14 protein-coding genes and 1 riboswitch are annotated in these 14944 nt (G+C 71.4%); of the genes, 7 read left to right on the plus strand and 7 right to left on the minus strand.

Going from position 1 to position 14944, the window contains the following annotated elements:
* The first annotated feature begins 122 nt into the window (after nucleotides 1-122).
* Nucleotides 123-560, plus strand: coding sequence for an alternative ribosome rescue aminoacyl-tRNA hydrolase ArfB (arfB, locus tag AQJ84_RS18955; protein WP_030043542.1), 438 nt, complete (start codon nucleotides 123-125; stop codon nucleotides 558-560).
* 27 nt (nucleotides 561-587) lie between these two features.
* Here arfB and AQJ84_RS18960 read toward each other — a convergent pair whose 3' ends face one another.
* Complete coding sequence (locus AQJ84_RS18960; protein ID WP_053191848.1) at nucleotides 588-1061, minus strand: GNAT family N-acetyltransferase; 474 nt, start codon at nucleotides 1059-1061, stop codon at nucleotides 588-590.
* Between the two features lie 43 nt (nucleotides 1062-1104).
* The gene (locus AQJ84_RS18965) at nucleotides 1105-1701 is read right to left on the minus strand and encodes a flavin reductase family protein (protein WP_030043545.1); all 597 of its coding nucleotides are present in this window, start codon (nucleotides 1699-1701) and stop codon (nucleotides 1105-1107) included.
* A gap of 338 nt (nucleotides 1702-2039) precedes the next feature.
* Between AQJ84_RS18965 and cdgB the strand changes: the two genes are divergently transcribed.
* On the plus strand, nucleotides 2040-3698 hold the full coding sequence (gene cdgB / locus AQJ84_RS18970) for a diguanylate cyclase CdgB (protein ID WP_030043546.1): 1659 nt from the start codon (nucleotides 2040-2042) through the stop codon (nucleotides 3696-3698).
* 119 nt (nucleotides 3699-3817) lie between these two features.
* Nucleotides 3818-4774 carry a CBM35 domain-containing protein gene (locus tag AQJ84_RS18975; protein WP_030043547.1) on the plus strand — a complete coding sequence of 319 codons (957 nt, stop codon included), beginning with the start codon at nucleotides 3818-3820 and terminating at the stop codon, nucleotides 4772-4774.
* A gap of 3 nt (nucleotides 4775-4777) precedes the next feature.
* Here the strand turns inward: AQJ84_RS18975 and AQJ84_RS18980 are convergent, their stop codons facing one another.
* The 3 genes from AQJ84_RS18980 to AQJ84_RS18990 form a co-directional block, all read right to left on the minus strand.
* Nucleotides 4778-5707 carry a 1-phosphofructokinase family hexose kinase gene (locus tag AQJ84_RS18980; protein ID WP_030043548.1) on the minus strand — a complete coding sequence of 310 codons (930 nt, stop codon included), beginning with the start codon at nucleotides 5705-5707 and terminating at the stop codon, nucleotides 4778-4780.
* Nucleotides 5708-5879: 172 nt separating this feature from the next.
* Nucleotides 5880-6986 (minus strand): N-acetylglucosamine-6-phosphate deacetylase, encoded by a 1107-nt coding sequence (gene nagA, locus AQJ84_RS18985; protein ID WP_030043549.1) that lies wholly within the window; start codon nucleotides 6984-6986, stop codon nucleotides 5880-5882.
* A 128-nt stretch (nucleotides 6987-7114) separates the two neighbouring features.
* Nucleotides 7115-8056 (minus strand): ROK family protein, encoded by a 942-nt coding sequence (locus AQJ84_RS18990; RefSeq protein ID WP_030043550.1) that lies wholly within the window; start codon nucleotides 8054-8056, stop codon nucleotides 7115-7117.
* A 118-nt stretch (nucleotides 8057-8174) separates the two neighbouring features.
* Here AQJ84_RS18990 and AQJ84_RS18995 point away from each other — a divergent pair, with 118 nt between their 5' ends.
* The 3 genes from AQJ84_RS18995 (at nucleotide 8175) to otsB (ending at nucleotide 10667) form a co-directional block, all read left to right on the plus strand.
* Complete coding sequence (locus AQJ84_RS18995; protein WP_051870171.1) at nucleotides 8175-9446, plus strand: ABC transporter substrate-binding protein; 1272 nt, start codon at nucleotides 8175-8177, stop codon at nucleotides 9444-9446.
* Nucleotides 9447-9484: 38 nt separating this feature from the next.
* Nucleotides 9485-9727 carry a DUF3263 domain-containing protein gene (locus tag AQJ84_RS19000; protein WP_030043552.1) on the plus strand — a complete coding sequence of 81 codons (243 nt, stop codon included), beginning with the start codon at nucleotides 9485-9487 and terminating at the stop codon, nucleotides 9725-9727.
* 70 nt (nucleotides 9728-9797) lie between these two features.
* Complete coding sequence (gene otsB / locus AQJ84_RS19005; RefSeq protein ID WP_053191849.1) at nucleotides 9798-10667, plus strand: trehalose-phosphatase; 870 nt, start codon at nucleotides 9798-9800, stop codon at nucleotides 10665-10667.
* Nucleotides 10668-10754: 87 nt separating this feature from the next.
* Here otsB and AQJ84_RS19010 read toward each other — a convergent pair whose 3' ends face one another.
* Both AQJ84_RS19010 and AQJ84_RS19015 read right to left on the minus strand, forming a co-directional pair.
* Nucleotides 10755-12233 (minus strand): alpha,alpha-trehalose-phosphate synthase (UDP-forming), encoded by a 1479-nt coding sequence (locus AQJ84_RS19010; RefSeq protein WP_030043554.1) that lies wholly within the window; start codon nucleotides 12231-12233, stop codon nucleotides 10755-10757.
* Nucleotides 12234-12323: 90 nt separating this feature from the next.
* A complete protein-coding gene (locus AQJ84_RS19015; protein ID WP_030043555.1) occupies nucleotides 12324-13268 on the minus strand; it encodes a glucosyl-3-phosphoglycerate synthase in 945 nt (314 codons plus the stop codon).
* A gap of 175 nt (nucleotides 13269-13443) precedes the next feature.
* Nucleotides 13444-13584, plus strand: a riboswitch (SAM riboswitch).
* A 17-nt stretch (nucleotides 13585-13601) separates the two neighbouring features.
* Here AQJ84_RS19015 and thrC point away from each other — a divergent pair.
* On the plus strand, nucleotides 13602-14885 hold the full coding sequence (thrC, locus tag AQJ84_RS19020) for a threonine synthase (protein WP_030043556.1): 1284 nt from the start codon (nucleotides 13602-13604) through the stop codon (nucleotides 14883-14885).
* Nucleotides 14886-14944 lie beyond the last annotated feature (59 nt).

Here is a 14944-nt window from a genome sequence, read left to right on the forward strand (position 1 = left end):
GACGTACGGCATGAAGCTACAGCTACCCGTATGAACGTGGAGAGAGGTACCAGAGGTTCCTGCTCTCTTTACTTTCTTTACCCGGGATATTCGGGTGACGTGGACCGGACAGACCGGGGAACATGGACGGCATGTCAGGTCCTCACGTCATCCGCGGCTCCGTCTCCCTCCCGGAGGCCGAGCTCATGTGGCGTTTCTCGCGGTCGTCCGGGCCCGGCGGACAGCACGTCAACACCAGTGACTCCCAGGTGGAGCTGCGTTTCGACCTCGCTCGCACCGAGGCACTGCCCGAGGTGTGGAAGCAGCGGGCGCTGGCCAAGCTGGCCGGGCGGCTCGTCGACGGCGTCGTCACCGTGCGCGCCTCCGAGCACCGCTCCCAGTGGCGCAACCGCGAGACCGCCGCCGTACGCCTGGCCGCCCTGCTCGCCGAGGCGACGGCCCCGCCGCCCAAGCCGCGCCGGCCCACCCGGATCCCCCGGGGCATCAACGAACGCCGGCTGCGCGAGAAGAAGCAGCGCTCGGACACCAAGCGGGGGCGGACGGGCCGCGACTGGGGGTGAGCCCCCGGTGGTCGACGACCCCGCGGCCTACGACAGTTCCAGCACTCCCACGGTCTCCCCCTCGCTGGTCTCCCCGTCGGTACGGAAGCCGAGCCCCAGGTAGAAGTTCTCGGGGCCGTGCGGGCCGGGGTGCCAGGTGACGTAGAGCTCCTTGCCGCCCCGGCGGCGGATCTCGGCGGCCACCGACTCGACGGCGAACCTGCCGTAGCCGCGGCCCTGTTCACCGGCCGCGATGTTCAGCCGCCACAGACCGGAGCGGAAGAGGGTGCCGTCCTGCCTCCAGTCGATGTCGAGGAAGGCCATCAGGAAGCCGACCGGGCGGTCGCCGTCGACGATCAGACGTGGCCAGGCGACGCCGGCGGGATGGACATAGGCCTCGGCGAGCGACTGCATCACCGGCGAGACCGCGAATTCCTGTTCAGGGTGGACCTTTATGCCGGTGGCGGCCTCGAAGTTACGGGGTGTGATCTCTTCGAGGCGGGGCGCGGAAGTCGTCGTCATGCGCGCACCCTAGGTCGGTGGATCACCGGCTCGCCAAGGGAATTCAGCCCAACTGCCGGTACCGGCCGCGGAAATACGTCAGCGGCCCCCCGTCGGCGCCGGGCACGTGCGCGCTCAGCACCCGGCCGATCACCAGCGTGTGGTCGCCGGCCTGCGTCCGTCGTTCCGTGCGGCACTCCAGGGTGGCCAGCGCGCCACCGACCAAGGGGGCGCCGGTCGCCTCGCCGCGGACGTACGGGATGTCCTCGAAGAGGAGGCGGTCGCTGATGCGGCCCTTCATGGCGAAGCGGCCGGCGACGTGCCGCTGGCTCTCGGACAGGACCGACACCGCCCACAGCGGCTGCTCGTCGAGCAGGTCGTCCATGCGGGAGCCCTCACGCACGCTGACCAGCACCAGAGGCGGGTCGAGGGATACCGACATGAACGCCGTGGCCGTCATGCCGACGTCCTCGCCCGCCGGCCCCTCGGGGTCGTCGGGGTCGAGCGGCGCCTCCCGCGCGGTCACCAGGACCACGCCGGCGGCCAGCCGGGACAGGGCGTCGCGGAACTCGTCGTTGCTCACCCCCACAGGATGCCCGGAGGCGGGTGAGGGAGATCGCGGCGGCGGTGCGGTGGACGTGGCGGCGGGTGTGTTCGGCACGCCCGAAACGCTAGTCCCCGGCCCCCGCGTGCCGCATCGGACCCGGGGCCGAGACCGGTCCTAGGACTCGTGGACCAGTTCCGATGTGTACTCTCTGTGTCCCGCCTGTGCGGTCTCCACATTCGTACAAAGTTTGCGTGCAGTAAACGCACAGGGAAAACGCAGAAACCCCACTCAATTGTTCATCTTTCGCTGTGACTTGAGTCACAAGGGGCACTAATTGTTGACCCTGTGTACCGAGTGGGCAGCGCGCTGTGATTCAGTGGCGGGGAAGCTGCTAGGACGATACGCCGATGAGAACCCTTGATTCGCTGCGAGGTCTCGGGGGGAGGGCGAGCATGGAGGCCGAGTCGGAGCCCTACGTCCGCCTTGCGTCCCTGCGACAGCTGCATCAGGTCATGGCCGACATGAACACGGCCCGCAGCCTCGCGGACACACTGCAGACCGTGGCCGACGGCGTGGTCAACGCCCTCGGGTACGAGCTGGCGTGCGTGAACCTCGTACGCCCCGACGGCGACCTCGTCGTCGCCGCCTTCTCCGGCAACGCGGCCGCCGAGGCGCTCATCACCGGACGTGTCGGCTCGCGCGAGTCCTGGGAGCGCCGCCTGGGCATGGGCGAGCACTGGGGCGACCTGGTCTTCATCCCGCACACCGAGGGCTGGGTCCTCGACGACGACGACGTACCGCAGTGGTACACCGACGGACCCGCGCCCCGCTTCGAGGACGAGTGGCACCCCTCGGACCGGCTCTTCGCTCCCATGTACACCCCGGCCGCGCCCGGCGGCGGCGCGTGCGGCGAGCTGATCGGCGTGCTGTCCGTGGACCGGCCGCGCAACGGCCGCCATCCCGGCGCGTGGGGGCGCGAAGCGCTCCAGATGTACGCCTTCCAGGCCGCCATCGCGATCAGCAACGCGCGTCTACGTGCCAACATGCAGCGCGCACTGGTCCGACTCGAAAGGGAGCAGCAGGCCCTCCGCGCCAGCGAGGAAAGCTTCCGGCAGGCCTTCGAGTACGCCCCCTCCGGCATGGCCATCGCCGAGATGGGCGGCGACCAGCACGGCCGGATCCTGCGCACCAACGACGCCCTGTGCCGGCTGCTCGGCCGGCCCGCCTCCGCGATGCGCCGCTACTCCTTCTCCGACCTCGTCCACCCCGAGGACATAGGCACCCTGCTGCGGACCTCCGCCGAGGGCGGCCGCGCCGAGCTGCGCCTCGGGCGCCGGGACGGGACCTACGTCTGGGTCTCGCTGCGCAACTCCGTGGTCGCCGACGCCGCCGACGGGCCCCGCTTCCTGCTCACCCACGTCGAGGACATCGAGGACCGCAAGCGCCGCGAGCTCCAGCTCGCCCACCGGGCCTCCCACGACTCCCTCACCGGCCTGCCGAACTCCGCCGAGCTGCGCTCCCGGCTCTCCTCGCGCCTGTGCCGCCGGTCCTCCGGTCACGCGGGCGCCCTCGAGCCGGTGGACGCCGCCTTCAGCCACCCGGTCTTCGACGCGGGCGGCCACGGCTTCGACTTCCCGCCGGGCGCCCAGGGGTACGACGGATACGACCACCATGTGCACACCGTCGCCCCCGAGGGTGAACACGACGACGGCACCAAGGGGCTCGCGGTCCTCTTCTGCGACCTCGACGGCTTCAAGTCGATCAACGACCGGTTCGGGCACAACGCGGGTGACGCGGTCCTCATCGAGGTCGCCCGGCGGCTGTCCCGGGGCGTCAGGGACGGCGACACCGTGGCCCGCCTCGGCGGCGACGAGTTCGTGGTGCTGGCCGACGGGCTCGGCCGGGCCGACGCGCAGGACCTCGCCGTACGCCTGCGCAACGAGATCATCCAGCCCATCCGGGTCGACGGACGGGCCATGCGGGTCGGCGCCAGCTTCGGCATCGGCTGGGCGCACTGCGGGATGACCGCGGACGAGGTGTTGAAGTCGGCCGACGAGCGGATGTACGTCGAGAAACGATCTCGTCCCAAACAACACAGACGCGCTGGGTGATCCCCAGGTCAGCGGGCCGATGCGATCCGAGTCACCCGTTTGGTCCACCAGGAGCGGGTAGGCTCGCCCTTCTCACCACACCTATCGCATCCGCACGCACCTGTTGAGGAGACCAAGGGATGACGGCCGGCAACAACGGCGCGAGCACGCCCGAGGACGACGACCCGTTCGGCTACCTCTATGAGGACGGGCAGGCCAACGGAGCCCAGCCGCCCTCTGGCGGCGGCGGCTACGGCTACCCGGGCTCCGTCAACCGGGTGCGGGCGGTCGGGCAGCGGCAGTACGGCCAGCAGGCCCCGGCCGCGGCTACCGCGCCCTACGGCCAGGTCCCGCAGCAGCAGGGCGCCGCGCCCTACGGCCAGACGAACGCCCACTACGCCGCCCCCGAGACGTTCCCGGGCGGCCCGCCCACCAGCCGGCAGCAGTCGTACGGCGGTGACGGCGGCCGGCGTGGACCCAACACCAAGGGCCTGCTGATCGGCGCGATCGCGGTCGTGGCCGCGGTCGTCATCGGCATCGGCGTGGCGATGATGGGCGGGGACGACGACAAGGGCGCGGACGACAGCGAGGCGGCGACGACGCCGACCACGTCACAGAGCGCCGAGCCGAGCCCCTCGAACAGCAACAGCGAGGCCAGCCAGGACAACCTGCCGACGATCGACGCCAAGGCCCTGGCCCTCGGCGGCACCGCCGCCACCGCCTCCGACGTCAAGGGCGCCAAGGCCGACGGCGGTGTCTACGTCACCGGCTTCAACCAGGTCGGCGCCTCGGTCACCTGGACCGTCAACGGCATCCCCAAGAGCGGCAAGTACACGGTGTACGTCGGCTACAGCGTCCCCGGCAAGGACCAGAACGCCACCCTCACCGTCAACGGGACGGCCTCCACCACGCCGGTCGACCTGAAGAACTGGACCGGCGCCAAGGAAGGCGACTTCGAGAAGGGCTGGACGAAGACCTACAACTACGTCCAGCTCAACAAGGGCACCAACACCATCAAGGTCTCCTGCGAGCAGGGCAACCAGTGCGACGCCCTGCTCGACCAGATGTGGCTGGTGAAGGGCTGGGTCAAGTCGTAGCCTTCAGGCCGCGCTGATCTCGCCCGTCACCGTCACCCGCCCCACCAGCTCGTCGTAGGCCTCCCGGTCGAACTCGCCCGCCACCGGTGCCAGTACCGTCGCCGCGGAGAGCGCGACCGCGCGGGCCAGCCGGTCCGGCCACGGGAGCTGTTCCACCAGGCCCGACAGCAGGCCCGCGACCGCCGAGTCGCCGGCGCCCGTCGGGTTGCCGCGCAGACGCGTGGGCGGGGCCGCCCGCCAGCGGCCCTCCGGGGTCACCGCGAGCAGGCCGTCGGGGCCCAGGGAGGCGACCACGCAACGGGCACCGCGCCGACGGGTGTCCTGCGTGGCGCGCACCGGGTCGTGGGAGCCGGTGAGTTCGGCCAGCTCCTCGGCGTTCGGCTTCACCAGGTCGGGACGGGCGGCCACCCCCCGCCGCAGCGGCTCACCGCCGGTGTCGAGCAGGACCGGGACGCCGGCCGCCCTCGCGGTCCGCACCAGCCCCCCGTAGGCCCCCACCGCAACCCCCGGCGGCAGGCTGCCGCACAGCGCCACCGCCGACGCCGACGCGAGCAGACCCTCGTACGTCTCCTGGAATTCCGCCCACTCGGCCGGCGTGACCGTCGGACCGGGTTCGTTGAGCTGGGTCGTGTCGCCGGTCAGCTCGTCCATGACGGCGATCGTGCGGCGGGTGGCGCCGGCGACCGGGACCAGGGCGTCCGCCACGCCCCGTACGCCGGCGAGCTGCCGCTGGACCACCTGCCCCGTCGCGCCGCCCGTGAAGCCGGTGACGGTCACCTCGTGCCCGAGGGCCGCGAGCACCCGGGCCACGTTCACGCCCTTGCCGCCGGGGCGTTCGGTCACGTCCGTGACCCGGTGGGAGGCGTGCGGGCGCAGGGACCGTACGCGATAGGTGATGTCGAGAGCGGTGTTCAGCGTGACCGTGAGGATCACCTGGTTCGCCTCCCCCGAGGAAAGAGGCAGAACGCGCTCGTCTCGCCGTCTGCCTGATGGTTCGTCTGCCGGTCCGGCTGTCTGTCCGGCTGTCCGGAGGGACGATCATGCCAAACGGACGGCGGTCCTCCCAGTTTGACAGGACAACCGCCGCCCTCAACAGACGGACAGATCAGCCCAGTTGCGGATCGACCACCCATTCGCCCCGGCGCATCACGCCCTTGAGGGCGAAGTCGGCGTCCAGGAGGACCAGGTCGGCGTCCTTGCCGGGCTCCAGCGAGCCGATCGTGTCGTAGCTGCCCAGCAGGCGGGCCGGGTTGGCGGAGAGCGCGGTGACCGCGTCCTCGACCGACAGGCCGTCGACCGTCACGGCCCTCCGGAAGGCGCGGTCCAGGGTGAGGGTGGACCCCGCGATGGAGCCGCCCTCCACGAGCCGGGCCACCCCTTTGCTTACCTCGACCTCCAGCGGGCCGAGCATGTAGCGCCCGTCGCCGAAGCCGGCCGCGTCCATCGCGTCCGTGATGAACGCCACCCGGGACGCGCCCGCGCGGTGGAAGGCCAGCTGCAGGGCTGCCGGGTGCAGGTGCGTGCCGTCGTTGATCAGCTCGACGGTGATCCGCTCGTCCTCCAGGAGGGCGGCGATCGGGCCGGGGGCGCGGTGGCCCAGGGCCGGCATCGCGTTGAAGAGGTGGGTGGCGACCGTGGCGCCGGCCTCGATGGCCTCCACCGTCTGCTCGTACGTGGCGTCCGTGTGGCCGATCGCCGCGATCACGCCGTGCTCCGCGAGCAGCCGTACGGAGTCGACACCGCCCGGCAGCTCGGTGGCGAGGGTGACCATCGTCGCCCGGCCGCGCGCGGCGTCGATCAGCTTGCGGACCTCCGCCGGATCCGGGTCGCGCAGCAGCTTCTCGGAGTGCGCGCCCTTGCGGCACGGCGAGATGAAGGGCCCCTCGAAGTGGATCCCGGCGATGTCGCCCTGCTCGGCCAGCTCGGCCAGCATCCCGGCCCGCTGGGCCAGGAAGTCCATGTCCCCGGTGACCGTCGAGGCGACGAGGGTGGTGGTGCCGTGCAGGCGGTGGGTGTGGATGCCCTTGAGGACCTCCTCGACGGTCCCGGAGGTGAAGGAGGCTCCGCCGCCACCGTGGTTGTGGAGGTCGACGAAGCCGGGGAGCAGCCAGTGGCCGGACACGTCGATCACCCGGGCGTTCTCCGGGGCGGTGGCGGCGATGCGGGTGCCCTCGACGACCAGACGGCCGTCCTCGACGGTTCCGGTCGGCATGACCACGCTGGCGCCGGACAGGACGAGGGGCGAGGGGCCGGTCGCGGGCCGCGGGCCCGTCGTGGCCGGCCGCGCCCCGCGGCCCTGCCGCGTGTCGGCGCTGTCCCGCGCCCCTGAGGGGGTTGCCATCAGGTCGTTACCTCCGTGCGGTCGGTTGGTTCGAGGAGATCCCAGGCCAGGAGTCCGGCACCCAGGCAGCCTGTGGTGTCCCCCAGAGCCGCCGGGACGATCGACGGGACTTTCTGGAAGGTCACCCGTCGCCGGACGGCGTCCCGCAGTGGTGTGAACAAGGTTTCCCCCGCCTCGGCGAGTCCGCCACCGATGATCAGGGTCCTCGGGTCCAGCAGGGTGAGCGCGGTGACCAGGCCGTCGGCCAGCGCGTCGACCGCCTCCCGCCACACTCGTACGGCGTTCGGATCGCCGGACGTGACGGCCTTCGCGCAGTCCGCCGCGTCCGCCTCGGGGTCGCCGGAGGCCGCCGCCCACGCCTCGCTCACCGCCGCCGCGGACGCGTACCGCTCCAGACAGCCGCGCTGCCCGCAGGGGCAGGGCACCCCGGCGGGCCGTACGACGACGTGGCCGATCTCGCCCGCGAAGCCGTGGGCGCCCGCCTCCACCCGGCCGTCGATGCCGATGGCGCCCGCGATGCCGGTGCCCAGCGCCACGAACAGGAAACGGTCGGTGCCCTGGCCGGCGCCGATCCGGCCCTCGGCGAGGCCGCCGGTGCGGACGTCGTGGCCGAGGGCCACGGGGGCGCCCAGCCGCCGCGCGAGCAGTTCGCGCAGCGGTACGTCACGCCAGCCGAGGTTGGCCGCGTAGACGGCGACGCCCCGGTCCTCGTCGACGATGCCGGGGACGGCGACGCCGGCGGCGGCCGCGGGCTCGCCGAAGTGCTCGACGCCGTAGGCGCGCAGGGCGGCGGCGAAGCCGAGGATGCCCTCGACGACCGCGTCCGGCCCGCGCTCGCGCCCGGTGGCGCGGCGGGCCTCGTGCAGCAGCTCGCCGTCCGCCCCGATCAGGGCGGCCTTCATGCCGGTGCCGCCCACATCGAGGGCGATGACGTGTCTCACGGGGGACAGTGTGGCCCGTGGACCCTCAAGAGGTCTAGTCCACTTACGTGGTGTAGACCTTGTGGGGGCAATATGTATGACCTTTCGAGACTTTCGATGATCGGCGATGTTGGGGCGTATGGCAGTGCAGCGGGGTAGGACAGGAACGGTCGCGGCGGTGTCCGCCCTCGGACTCACGGCGGCCCTCGCGGGCTGTGGGCTCACCGGTGACTCCGGCGACGTGACGTTGAAACTGGTCGCCGCCGACTACGGCGACAGCTCGGCCAACAGCTCCCAGAAGTACTGGGACTCCCTGGCCAAGGAGTACGAGGCGAAGCACGAGGGCGTGCGCGTCGACGTGAGCGTGTACTCCTGGAGCGACGTGGACCGCAAGGTCAAGGAGCTGGTCGAGGCAGGCGACGCGCCCGACATGGCGCAGATCGGCGCGTACGCCGACTACGCGGACGCGGGGCAGCTCTACAAGGCCGACGACCTCGTCTCCATACCCGTCCAGGCCGACTGGATCTCCCAGCTCTCCAACGCGGGCGAGGTCAAGGGCGTCCAGTACGGCATGCCGTTCGCCGCCTCCACCCGGCTGCTCTTCTACAACAAGACCCTCTTCACCCAGGCCGGCCTCACCCCGCCGACCACCTGGGACGAGCTCGCCCAGGACGCGCAGGCGCTGAAGTCGGAGGGCGTGAAGTACCCCTACGCGCTGCCCCTCGGTCCCGAGGAGGCGCAGGCCGAGACGATGCAGTGGCTGCTCGGCGGCGGAGGCGGCTACACCGACACGCTCGGCACCTACAGCATCGACTCCACGGAGAACACCGACACCTTCACCTGGCTCAGGGACAACCTGGTCGCCAAGAAGCTGACCGGGCCGGTCGCCCCGGGCAAGCTCGACCGGGCCGACGCCTTCGCCGCGTTCGCCAAGGGGCAGGTCGGCATGCTCAACGGGCACCCCTCCCTCATGGGGATGGCCGAGGACAAGGGCGTGAAGTTCGGCATGGTGCCGATGCCCGGCGAGAACGGCCAGAACAAGATCTCCATGGGCGTCGCCGACTGGATGACCGCCTTCAAGCAGAACGGGCACGCCGAGCAGATCGGCGACTTCCTCGACTTCGTCTACAGCGAGAAGAACGTCCTCGCCTTCTCCCGGAAGTACGACCTGCTGCCGGTCACCGAATCCGCGTCCGAGGTCATGAGCACGGACAAGCGGGACGCCGACCTCAAGCCGTTCCTCGACGAACTCCCGCTGTCCGAGACGTACCCGGTCGGCGAGACGTCCTGGGCGCAGGTCAGCGCCGCCGTCAAGAAGCGGATCGGGGCGGCCGTGACCCCCACCGGGAACCCGGCGGCGGTACTCAGCCAGCTCCAGGCGACGGCCACCTCGGCGCAGAACACCCCGTAGCCGGTGCCGCTGTCGGTGCCGGCGGCTACCGTGCGGTCATGGACGAGCAGCGGCGAGCGGACCTGAACCGCAGGGAACAGGAGATCCTCGCACTGGAACGCCGCGGCTTCAGCGGCCCCGGCCTGAAGGAACGAGCCATTCGCGAGGAACTCGGCCTGGCCCCGGTGCGCTACTACCAACTCCTGAACGCCCTCCTGGACGACGAACGCGCACTGGCCCACGACCCGGTCACGGTGAACAGACTGAGACGGGTACGGGAGGCGCGGCGGGGCGAGCGGTAGGACGTCTCCCTCGACCTCCCCGATTCGGCCACGGCCGTGTGGGGCGCCTCATCGTGGATAGGGTCGACTCATGGGCAGTCACGCGGATTCCATGGAGCCGAAGGTCACCGATCCTCTGCCGACGCCGGTCACGGCGGTCGGGCGGGACGGGCTCGGGCAGGTGCTGGCGCGGCCCGGGCGGGCGGTGGTCGCGTTGGACTTCGACGGGACGCTCGCGCCGATCGTGGCGGATCCGGAGCAGGCGCGGGCGCATCCGGAGGCGGTGGCCGCGTTGGTGGGGCTGGCGCCGAAGGTGGCCGGGGTCGCCGTGGTCACCGGGCGGCCGGCCGAGGTGGCGGTGCGGCACGGCGGGTTCGCCGGGGTGGCCGGGCTCGAGCAGCTCGTGGTGCTGGGGCACTACGGTGCCGAGCGCTGGGACGCCCGCACCGGCACCGTGAGCGCTCCCGCCCCGCATCCCGGGGTCGCCGCCGTGCGGGCCGAGCTGCCGGGAGTGCTCGACGCCGCCGGGGTGGGCCAGGGTGCGTGGATCGAGGAGAAGGGGCGGGCGGTCGCCGTGCACACGCGCCGCGCCGCCGATCCGCAGGCCGCCTTCGAGGCCCTGCGCGGCCCCCTCACCGAGCTCGCCACCCGACACGGCCTGATCGTCGAACCCGGTCGCCTGGTCCTCGAACTCCGCCCGCCCGGCATGGACAAGGGCGTCGCCCTCGCGGAGTACGTCCGCGAGAGGGGCGCCGGCTCCGTCCTCTACGCCGGCGACGACCTCGGCGACCTGCCCGCCTTCGCCGCCGTCGACAGGCTCCGCTCCGACGGCGTGCCCGGCCTGCTGGTGTGCAGCGGCAGCGACGAGGTCACCGAGCTGAGGGAGCGGGCCGACCTCGTCGTGGACGGCCCGGAGGGGGTCGTACGGCTGCTGCGGGCGCTCGCGACGCGGCTCAGCTAGCCGCTGCGGCCTGGCGGCGGGCTCAGCCCGCCGTCCTCATGCCCCCACCTGGACTCCAGGGAGCGGCGTGAGGCCAGGCCACGCGGCTCAGCCGGCCGCCTTCAGTGCCTCCAGCTGGTCCAGGAACCACCGGGCCGGCGGGAGGGCCGTCGCAGCCGCGGCCAGTCGCTTCACGCGCTCCGCCCGTTCGCCCGGCGGCATCGTCAGGGCCTCGTGCAGCGCCTTCGCCGTGCCGATCACGTCGTAGGGATTGACGACGATCGCGTCGTCGCCGAGTTCCTGGAAGGCCCCCGCCTCGCGAGACAGCACCAGCACGCACCCCTCCTCGGAGAGCAGCGGCACCTCCTTCGCGACGAGGTTCATGCCGTCCCGGATGGGGTTGACCAGGGCCACGTCGGCCAGGCGGTAGGCCGCCAGGGAGCGGGCGAAGTCGTCCTTCACGTGGAGGACCACCGGCGTCCAGCCGGGCGTGCCGTACCGGGAGTTGATCTCGTCCGCCACGCGCTGCACCTCGGCCGTGTACTCGCGGTAGACGGCCAGGTCCTGGCGGGACGGGTAGGCGAAGGCCACGTGGACCACGCGTTCGCGCCACTCGGGACGGTCGTCGAGCAGCTGCCGGTAGGCGAGCAGGCCGCGCACGATGTTCTTCGACAGCTCGGTGCGGTCGACGCGGACGATCGTCCGGCGCCGGCTCCCGTCGGGGGCCTCGCCGATCTCGTCCCGCAGCGCCGCCATCCGCTCGTCGACGTCCGCCTCGTGCGCCCGCTTGCGCAGGAACTCCGCGTCGGCGCCGAGACCGTGCACGCCGATCTCGGTGGTCCCGAGCGGCGGACGGCCGGTCGGCGAGTGCCCGACGGACTTGGGTGTGCTTCCGCTCGGCCACGACGGGAAGATCCGCTCCGGGTCGGTGCTCCCGGCGCAGTCCATGAACGCCTGCGCCCACCGCCAGGTCAGGAACCCGAGCCGGTCGGCGCCCAGCATCCCCCACACCAGCTGCGAACGGATGTCGTCCGGCAGCATCGAGAAGTACTCGGCCGGCGCCCACGGCGTGTGCGAGAAGTGGCCGATGCGCAGGTCGGGGCGGAGTTCGCGGAGCATGCCGGGGACGAGACAGAGGTGGTAGTCCTGCACCAGCACCGCCGCGCCCTCGGCCGCCTCCTGGGCCAGCGCCTCGGCGAACGCGCGGTTGTAGGCCTCGTACGCCCCCCACTGCCGCCGGAACTCCGCGTCGAAGACCGGCTCCAGCGGGGTCTGGTACAGCATGTGGTGGACGAACCACAGCACCGAGTTGGCGATGCCGTTGTACGCGTCGGCGTGCACGTCGGCCGGGATGTCGAGCATGCGCACGCCCGGCTCGCCCACCCCGCGCCGTACCGCCTCGCGGTCGCCGTCGCCGAGGGCCGAGCACACCCACAGCGCGCCCGCGTCGGGGCCGATGGCGGACAGGCCGGAGACCAGCCCGCCGCCACCCCGTTTGGTGTGGAGCGAGCCGTCCTCGCGCACCTCGTACGTAATCGGGCCGCGATTGGACGCGACCAACACCTCAGCACCGTGCGTTGAAGCCATACGCCTCAACCTAGCCCGGCCCGGAAACGCTCAAACGTGCGGATACGCGCCATGACGTATCCGGCACGCCCGCTGCCGGAGCGTGCCCGGTCAGGCGACCTTTCGGGCCGCGTACTCAGCGATCTCCACCATGGGCGGCCGCTCCTCCGTGTCCACGGAGTAGGTGCGCGGCTCGAAGCCGTCCTCGCCCCGTTCGAACTGGGTGAGGGAGGGACGCACGAGGTGACCGCGGGCCAGCCGCAGCTGGGCGGTGCGGTAGATCGCGGCGGACATCCGGCCCAGCGCCTGCCCGTCCTGGTGGCGGTGCTTGCGCACGCCGACGTCGACCTGGGCCAGCGCGTCGAGGCCCACCAGGTGCAGGGCGTCGATCAGCATGCCCAGCTCCACGCCGTAGCCCACCGGGAAGGGGAGCTGTTCCAGGAGCGAGCGGCGGGCCGCGTACTCGCCGCCGAGCGGCTGCACGAAACCGGCCAGCTGCGGCCAGTGCATGTTCAGCAGCGGGCGGGCCATCAGCTCGGTGACCCGGCCGCCTTGGCCTGCCGCCCCGCCCAGCGGCCGGTCGTACATCCCCTTGACCAGGTCGACGCCCGGATCGGTGAGCAGGGGGCCCACGATCCCGGAGACGAAGTCGGAGGAGAACTCCTTCAGGTCGGCGTCGATGAAGCAGACGATGTCCCCACGGGTGGCCAGGAGGGAGCGCCACAGCACCTCGCCCTTGCCGGGGACGGCGGGGAGGCGGGGGAGGATGGCGTCGCGGTGGACGACCGTGGCCCCGGCGGCGGCGGCCACCTCGGACGTACGGTCGGTGGACCCCGAGTCGACGACGACTATCTCGTCGACGAGCGGGACCTGGCACATGAGGTCGTGGCGGATGACGGCGACGATGTCGCCGACCGTCTCCTCCTCGTTGAGTGCGGGCAGCACGACACTGACGGACTGGCCGCCGGCGCGTTTCGCGGCGAGGATCCTGTGGAGCGGGCGATCGGTCTTGGACCAGGAGCGGGTGCTCAGCCAGCGCTCGACTTCGTTCAGCACAGTGCGCGGCTCCTCGTTCTCTCGGCGAGTCTGTGATCGACGTGGTATGTGATCCATCTCGCGGTTCGGACGACTATCTCAACTGTCCTGGCCTTCGGTTACAGTCTTGAACAACGCGGATGACCATCGCATGTCGGGGGTCGCCGCCCCGTTTCACCGATCAACAACCAAATACCGCTCATCCAGAGGGGCAGAGGGATACGGCCCGATGAAGCCCCGGCAACCCTCCAGTCGGTTCTCGTCACCAGCGAGGCTCCCGACTCGGGAAGGTGCCAAATCCGTCTCACGGCGAAGTGCGTCGTGAGGAAGATGAGGAGAAAGGGCCTCGCCTCCATGGCTGTGCAGACTGATGCAAGCACCACGAACACCGTAGACCTCGGCCCCGCGGCCGCGCTGAGCTGCCGCGAGTGCGGTCACCGCGTGCCCCTCGGCCCGGTCTTCGCCTGCGAGGAGTGTTTCGGCCCGCTCGAGATCGCCTACGACTTCTCCGGCTACGACGCCGAGGAGCTCCGCAAGCGCATCGAGGCGGGACCCGCGAACATCTGGCGTTACGCGCCCCTGCTCCCCGTCCCGGCCGACGTGGCGGACAAGCCCAACATCAACCCCGGTTGGACCAAGCTCGTCCAGGCCGACAACCTGGCCCGCGAGCTGGGCGTCGACGCGGGCAAGCTCTTCGTCAAGGACGACTCCGGCAACCCGACGCACTCCTTCAAGGACCGGGTCGTCGCCCAGGCCATCGAGGCCGCGCGGGCGTTCGACTTCACCACCCTCTCCTGCTCCTCCACGGGCAACCTGGCCGGTGCCGTCGGCGCCGCCGCCGCCCGGGCCGGCTTCCGCTCGTGCGTGTTCATCCCGCACGACCTGGAGCAGGGCAAGGTCGTCATGGCCGCGATCTACGGCGGCGAGCTCGTCGGCATCGAGGGCAACTACGACGACGTGAACCGTTTCTGCTCCGAGCTGATCGGCGACCCGGCCGGCGAGGGCTGGGGCTTCGTCAACGTCAACCTGCGGCCGTACTACGCCGAGGGCTCCAAGACCCTGGCGTACGAGATCTGCGAGCAGCTCGGCTGGCGGCTGCCCGACCAGCTGGTCGTCCCGATCGCCTCCGGCTCGCAGCTCACGAAGATCGACAAGGGGCTGCAGGAGCTGATCAAGCTCGGCCTCGTCGAGGACAAGCCCTACAAGATCTTCGGTGCGCAGGCCGAGGGCTGCTCGCCGGTGTCCGTGGCCTACAAGGCCGGGCACGACGTCGTGCGCCCGCAGAAGCCGAACACCATCGCCAAGTCGCTGGCCATCGGCAACCCGGCGGACGGTCCCTACGTCCTGGACATCGCGCGGCGTACGGGCGGTGCGGTGGAGGACGTGAACGACGAGCAGGTCGTCGACGCGATCAAGCTGCTCGCGCGGACCGAGGGCATCTTCGCGGAGACCGCCGGCGGGGTGACGGTGGGTGTGACGAGGAAGCTGATCGAGAACGGTCTCCTCGACCCGACGAAGACCACGGTCGTGCTGAACACCGGTGACGGTCTGAAGACGCTGGACGCGGTGGCAGGGACCGGGCTGACTGCGACCATTCGTCCGAACCTCGATTCGTTCCGCGAGGCCGGACTCGCATAGCCGTTGTCATCTGCGGGCCGGTGGGGGCTGGTCGCGCAGTTCCCCGCGCCCCTGAGGGC

Source organism: Streptomyces resistomycificus (assembly GCF_001514265.1).
In the GTDB taxonomy this organism is placed as follows: Bacteria; Actinomycetota; Actinomycetes; order Streptomycetales; family Streptomycetaceae; genus Streptomyces; species Streptomyces resistomycificus.

Excerpts from the sequence above, each read along its gene's own strand:
- arfB (WP_030043542.1), top strand. The coding sequence starts at position 123 with ATGGACGGCATGTCAGGTCCTCACGTCATCCGCGGCTCCGTCTCCCTC.
- AQJ84_RS18960 (WP_053191848.1), bottom strand. The coding sequence starts at position 1,061 with ATGACGACGACTTCCGCGCCCCGCCTCGAAGAGATCACACCCCGTAAC.
- cdgB (WP_030043546.1), top strand. The coding sequence starts at position 2,040 with ATGGAGGCCGAGTCGGAGCCCTACGTCCGCCTTGCGTCCCTGCGACAG.
- AQJ84_RS18975 (WP_030043547.1), top strand. The coding sequence starts at position 3,818 with ATGACGGCCGGCAACAACGGCGCGAGCACGCCCGAGGACGACGACCCG.
- nagA (WP_030043549.1), bottom strand. The coding sequence starts at position 6,986 with ATGCCGACCGGAACCGTCGAGGACGGCCGTCTGGTCGTCGAGGGCACC.
- AQJ84_RS18995 (WP_051870171.1), top strand. The coding sequence starts at position 8,175 with ATGGCAGTGCAGCGGGGTAGGACAGGAACGGTCGCGGCGGTGTCCGCC.
- AQJ84_RS19000 (WP_030043552.1), top strand. The coding sequence starts at position 9,485 with ATGGACGAGCAGCGGCGAGCGGACCTGAACCGCAGGGAACAGGAGATC.
- otsB (WP_053191849.1), top strand. The coding sequence starts at position 9,798 with ATGGGCAGTCACGCGGATTCCATGGAGCCGAAGGTCACCGATCCTCTG.
- AQJ84_RS19010 (WP_030043554.1), bottom strand. The coding sequence starts at position 12,233 with ATGGCTTCAACGCACGGTGCTGAGGTGTTGGTCGCGTCCAATCGCGGC.
- thrC (WP_030043556.1), top strand. The coding sequence starts at position 13,602 with ATGGCTGTGCAGACTGATGCAAGCACCACGAACACCGTAGACCTCGGC.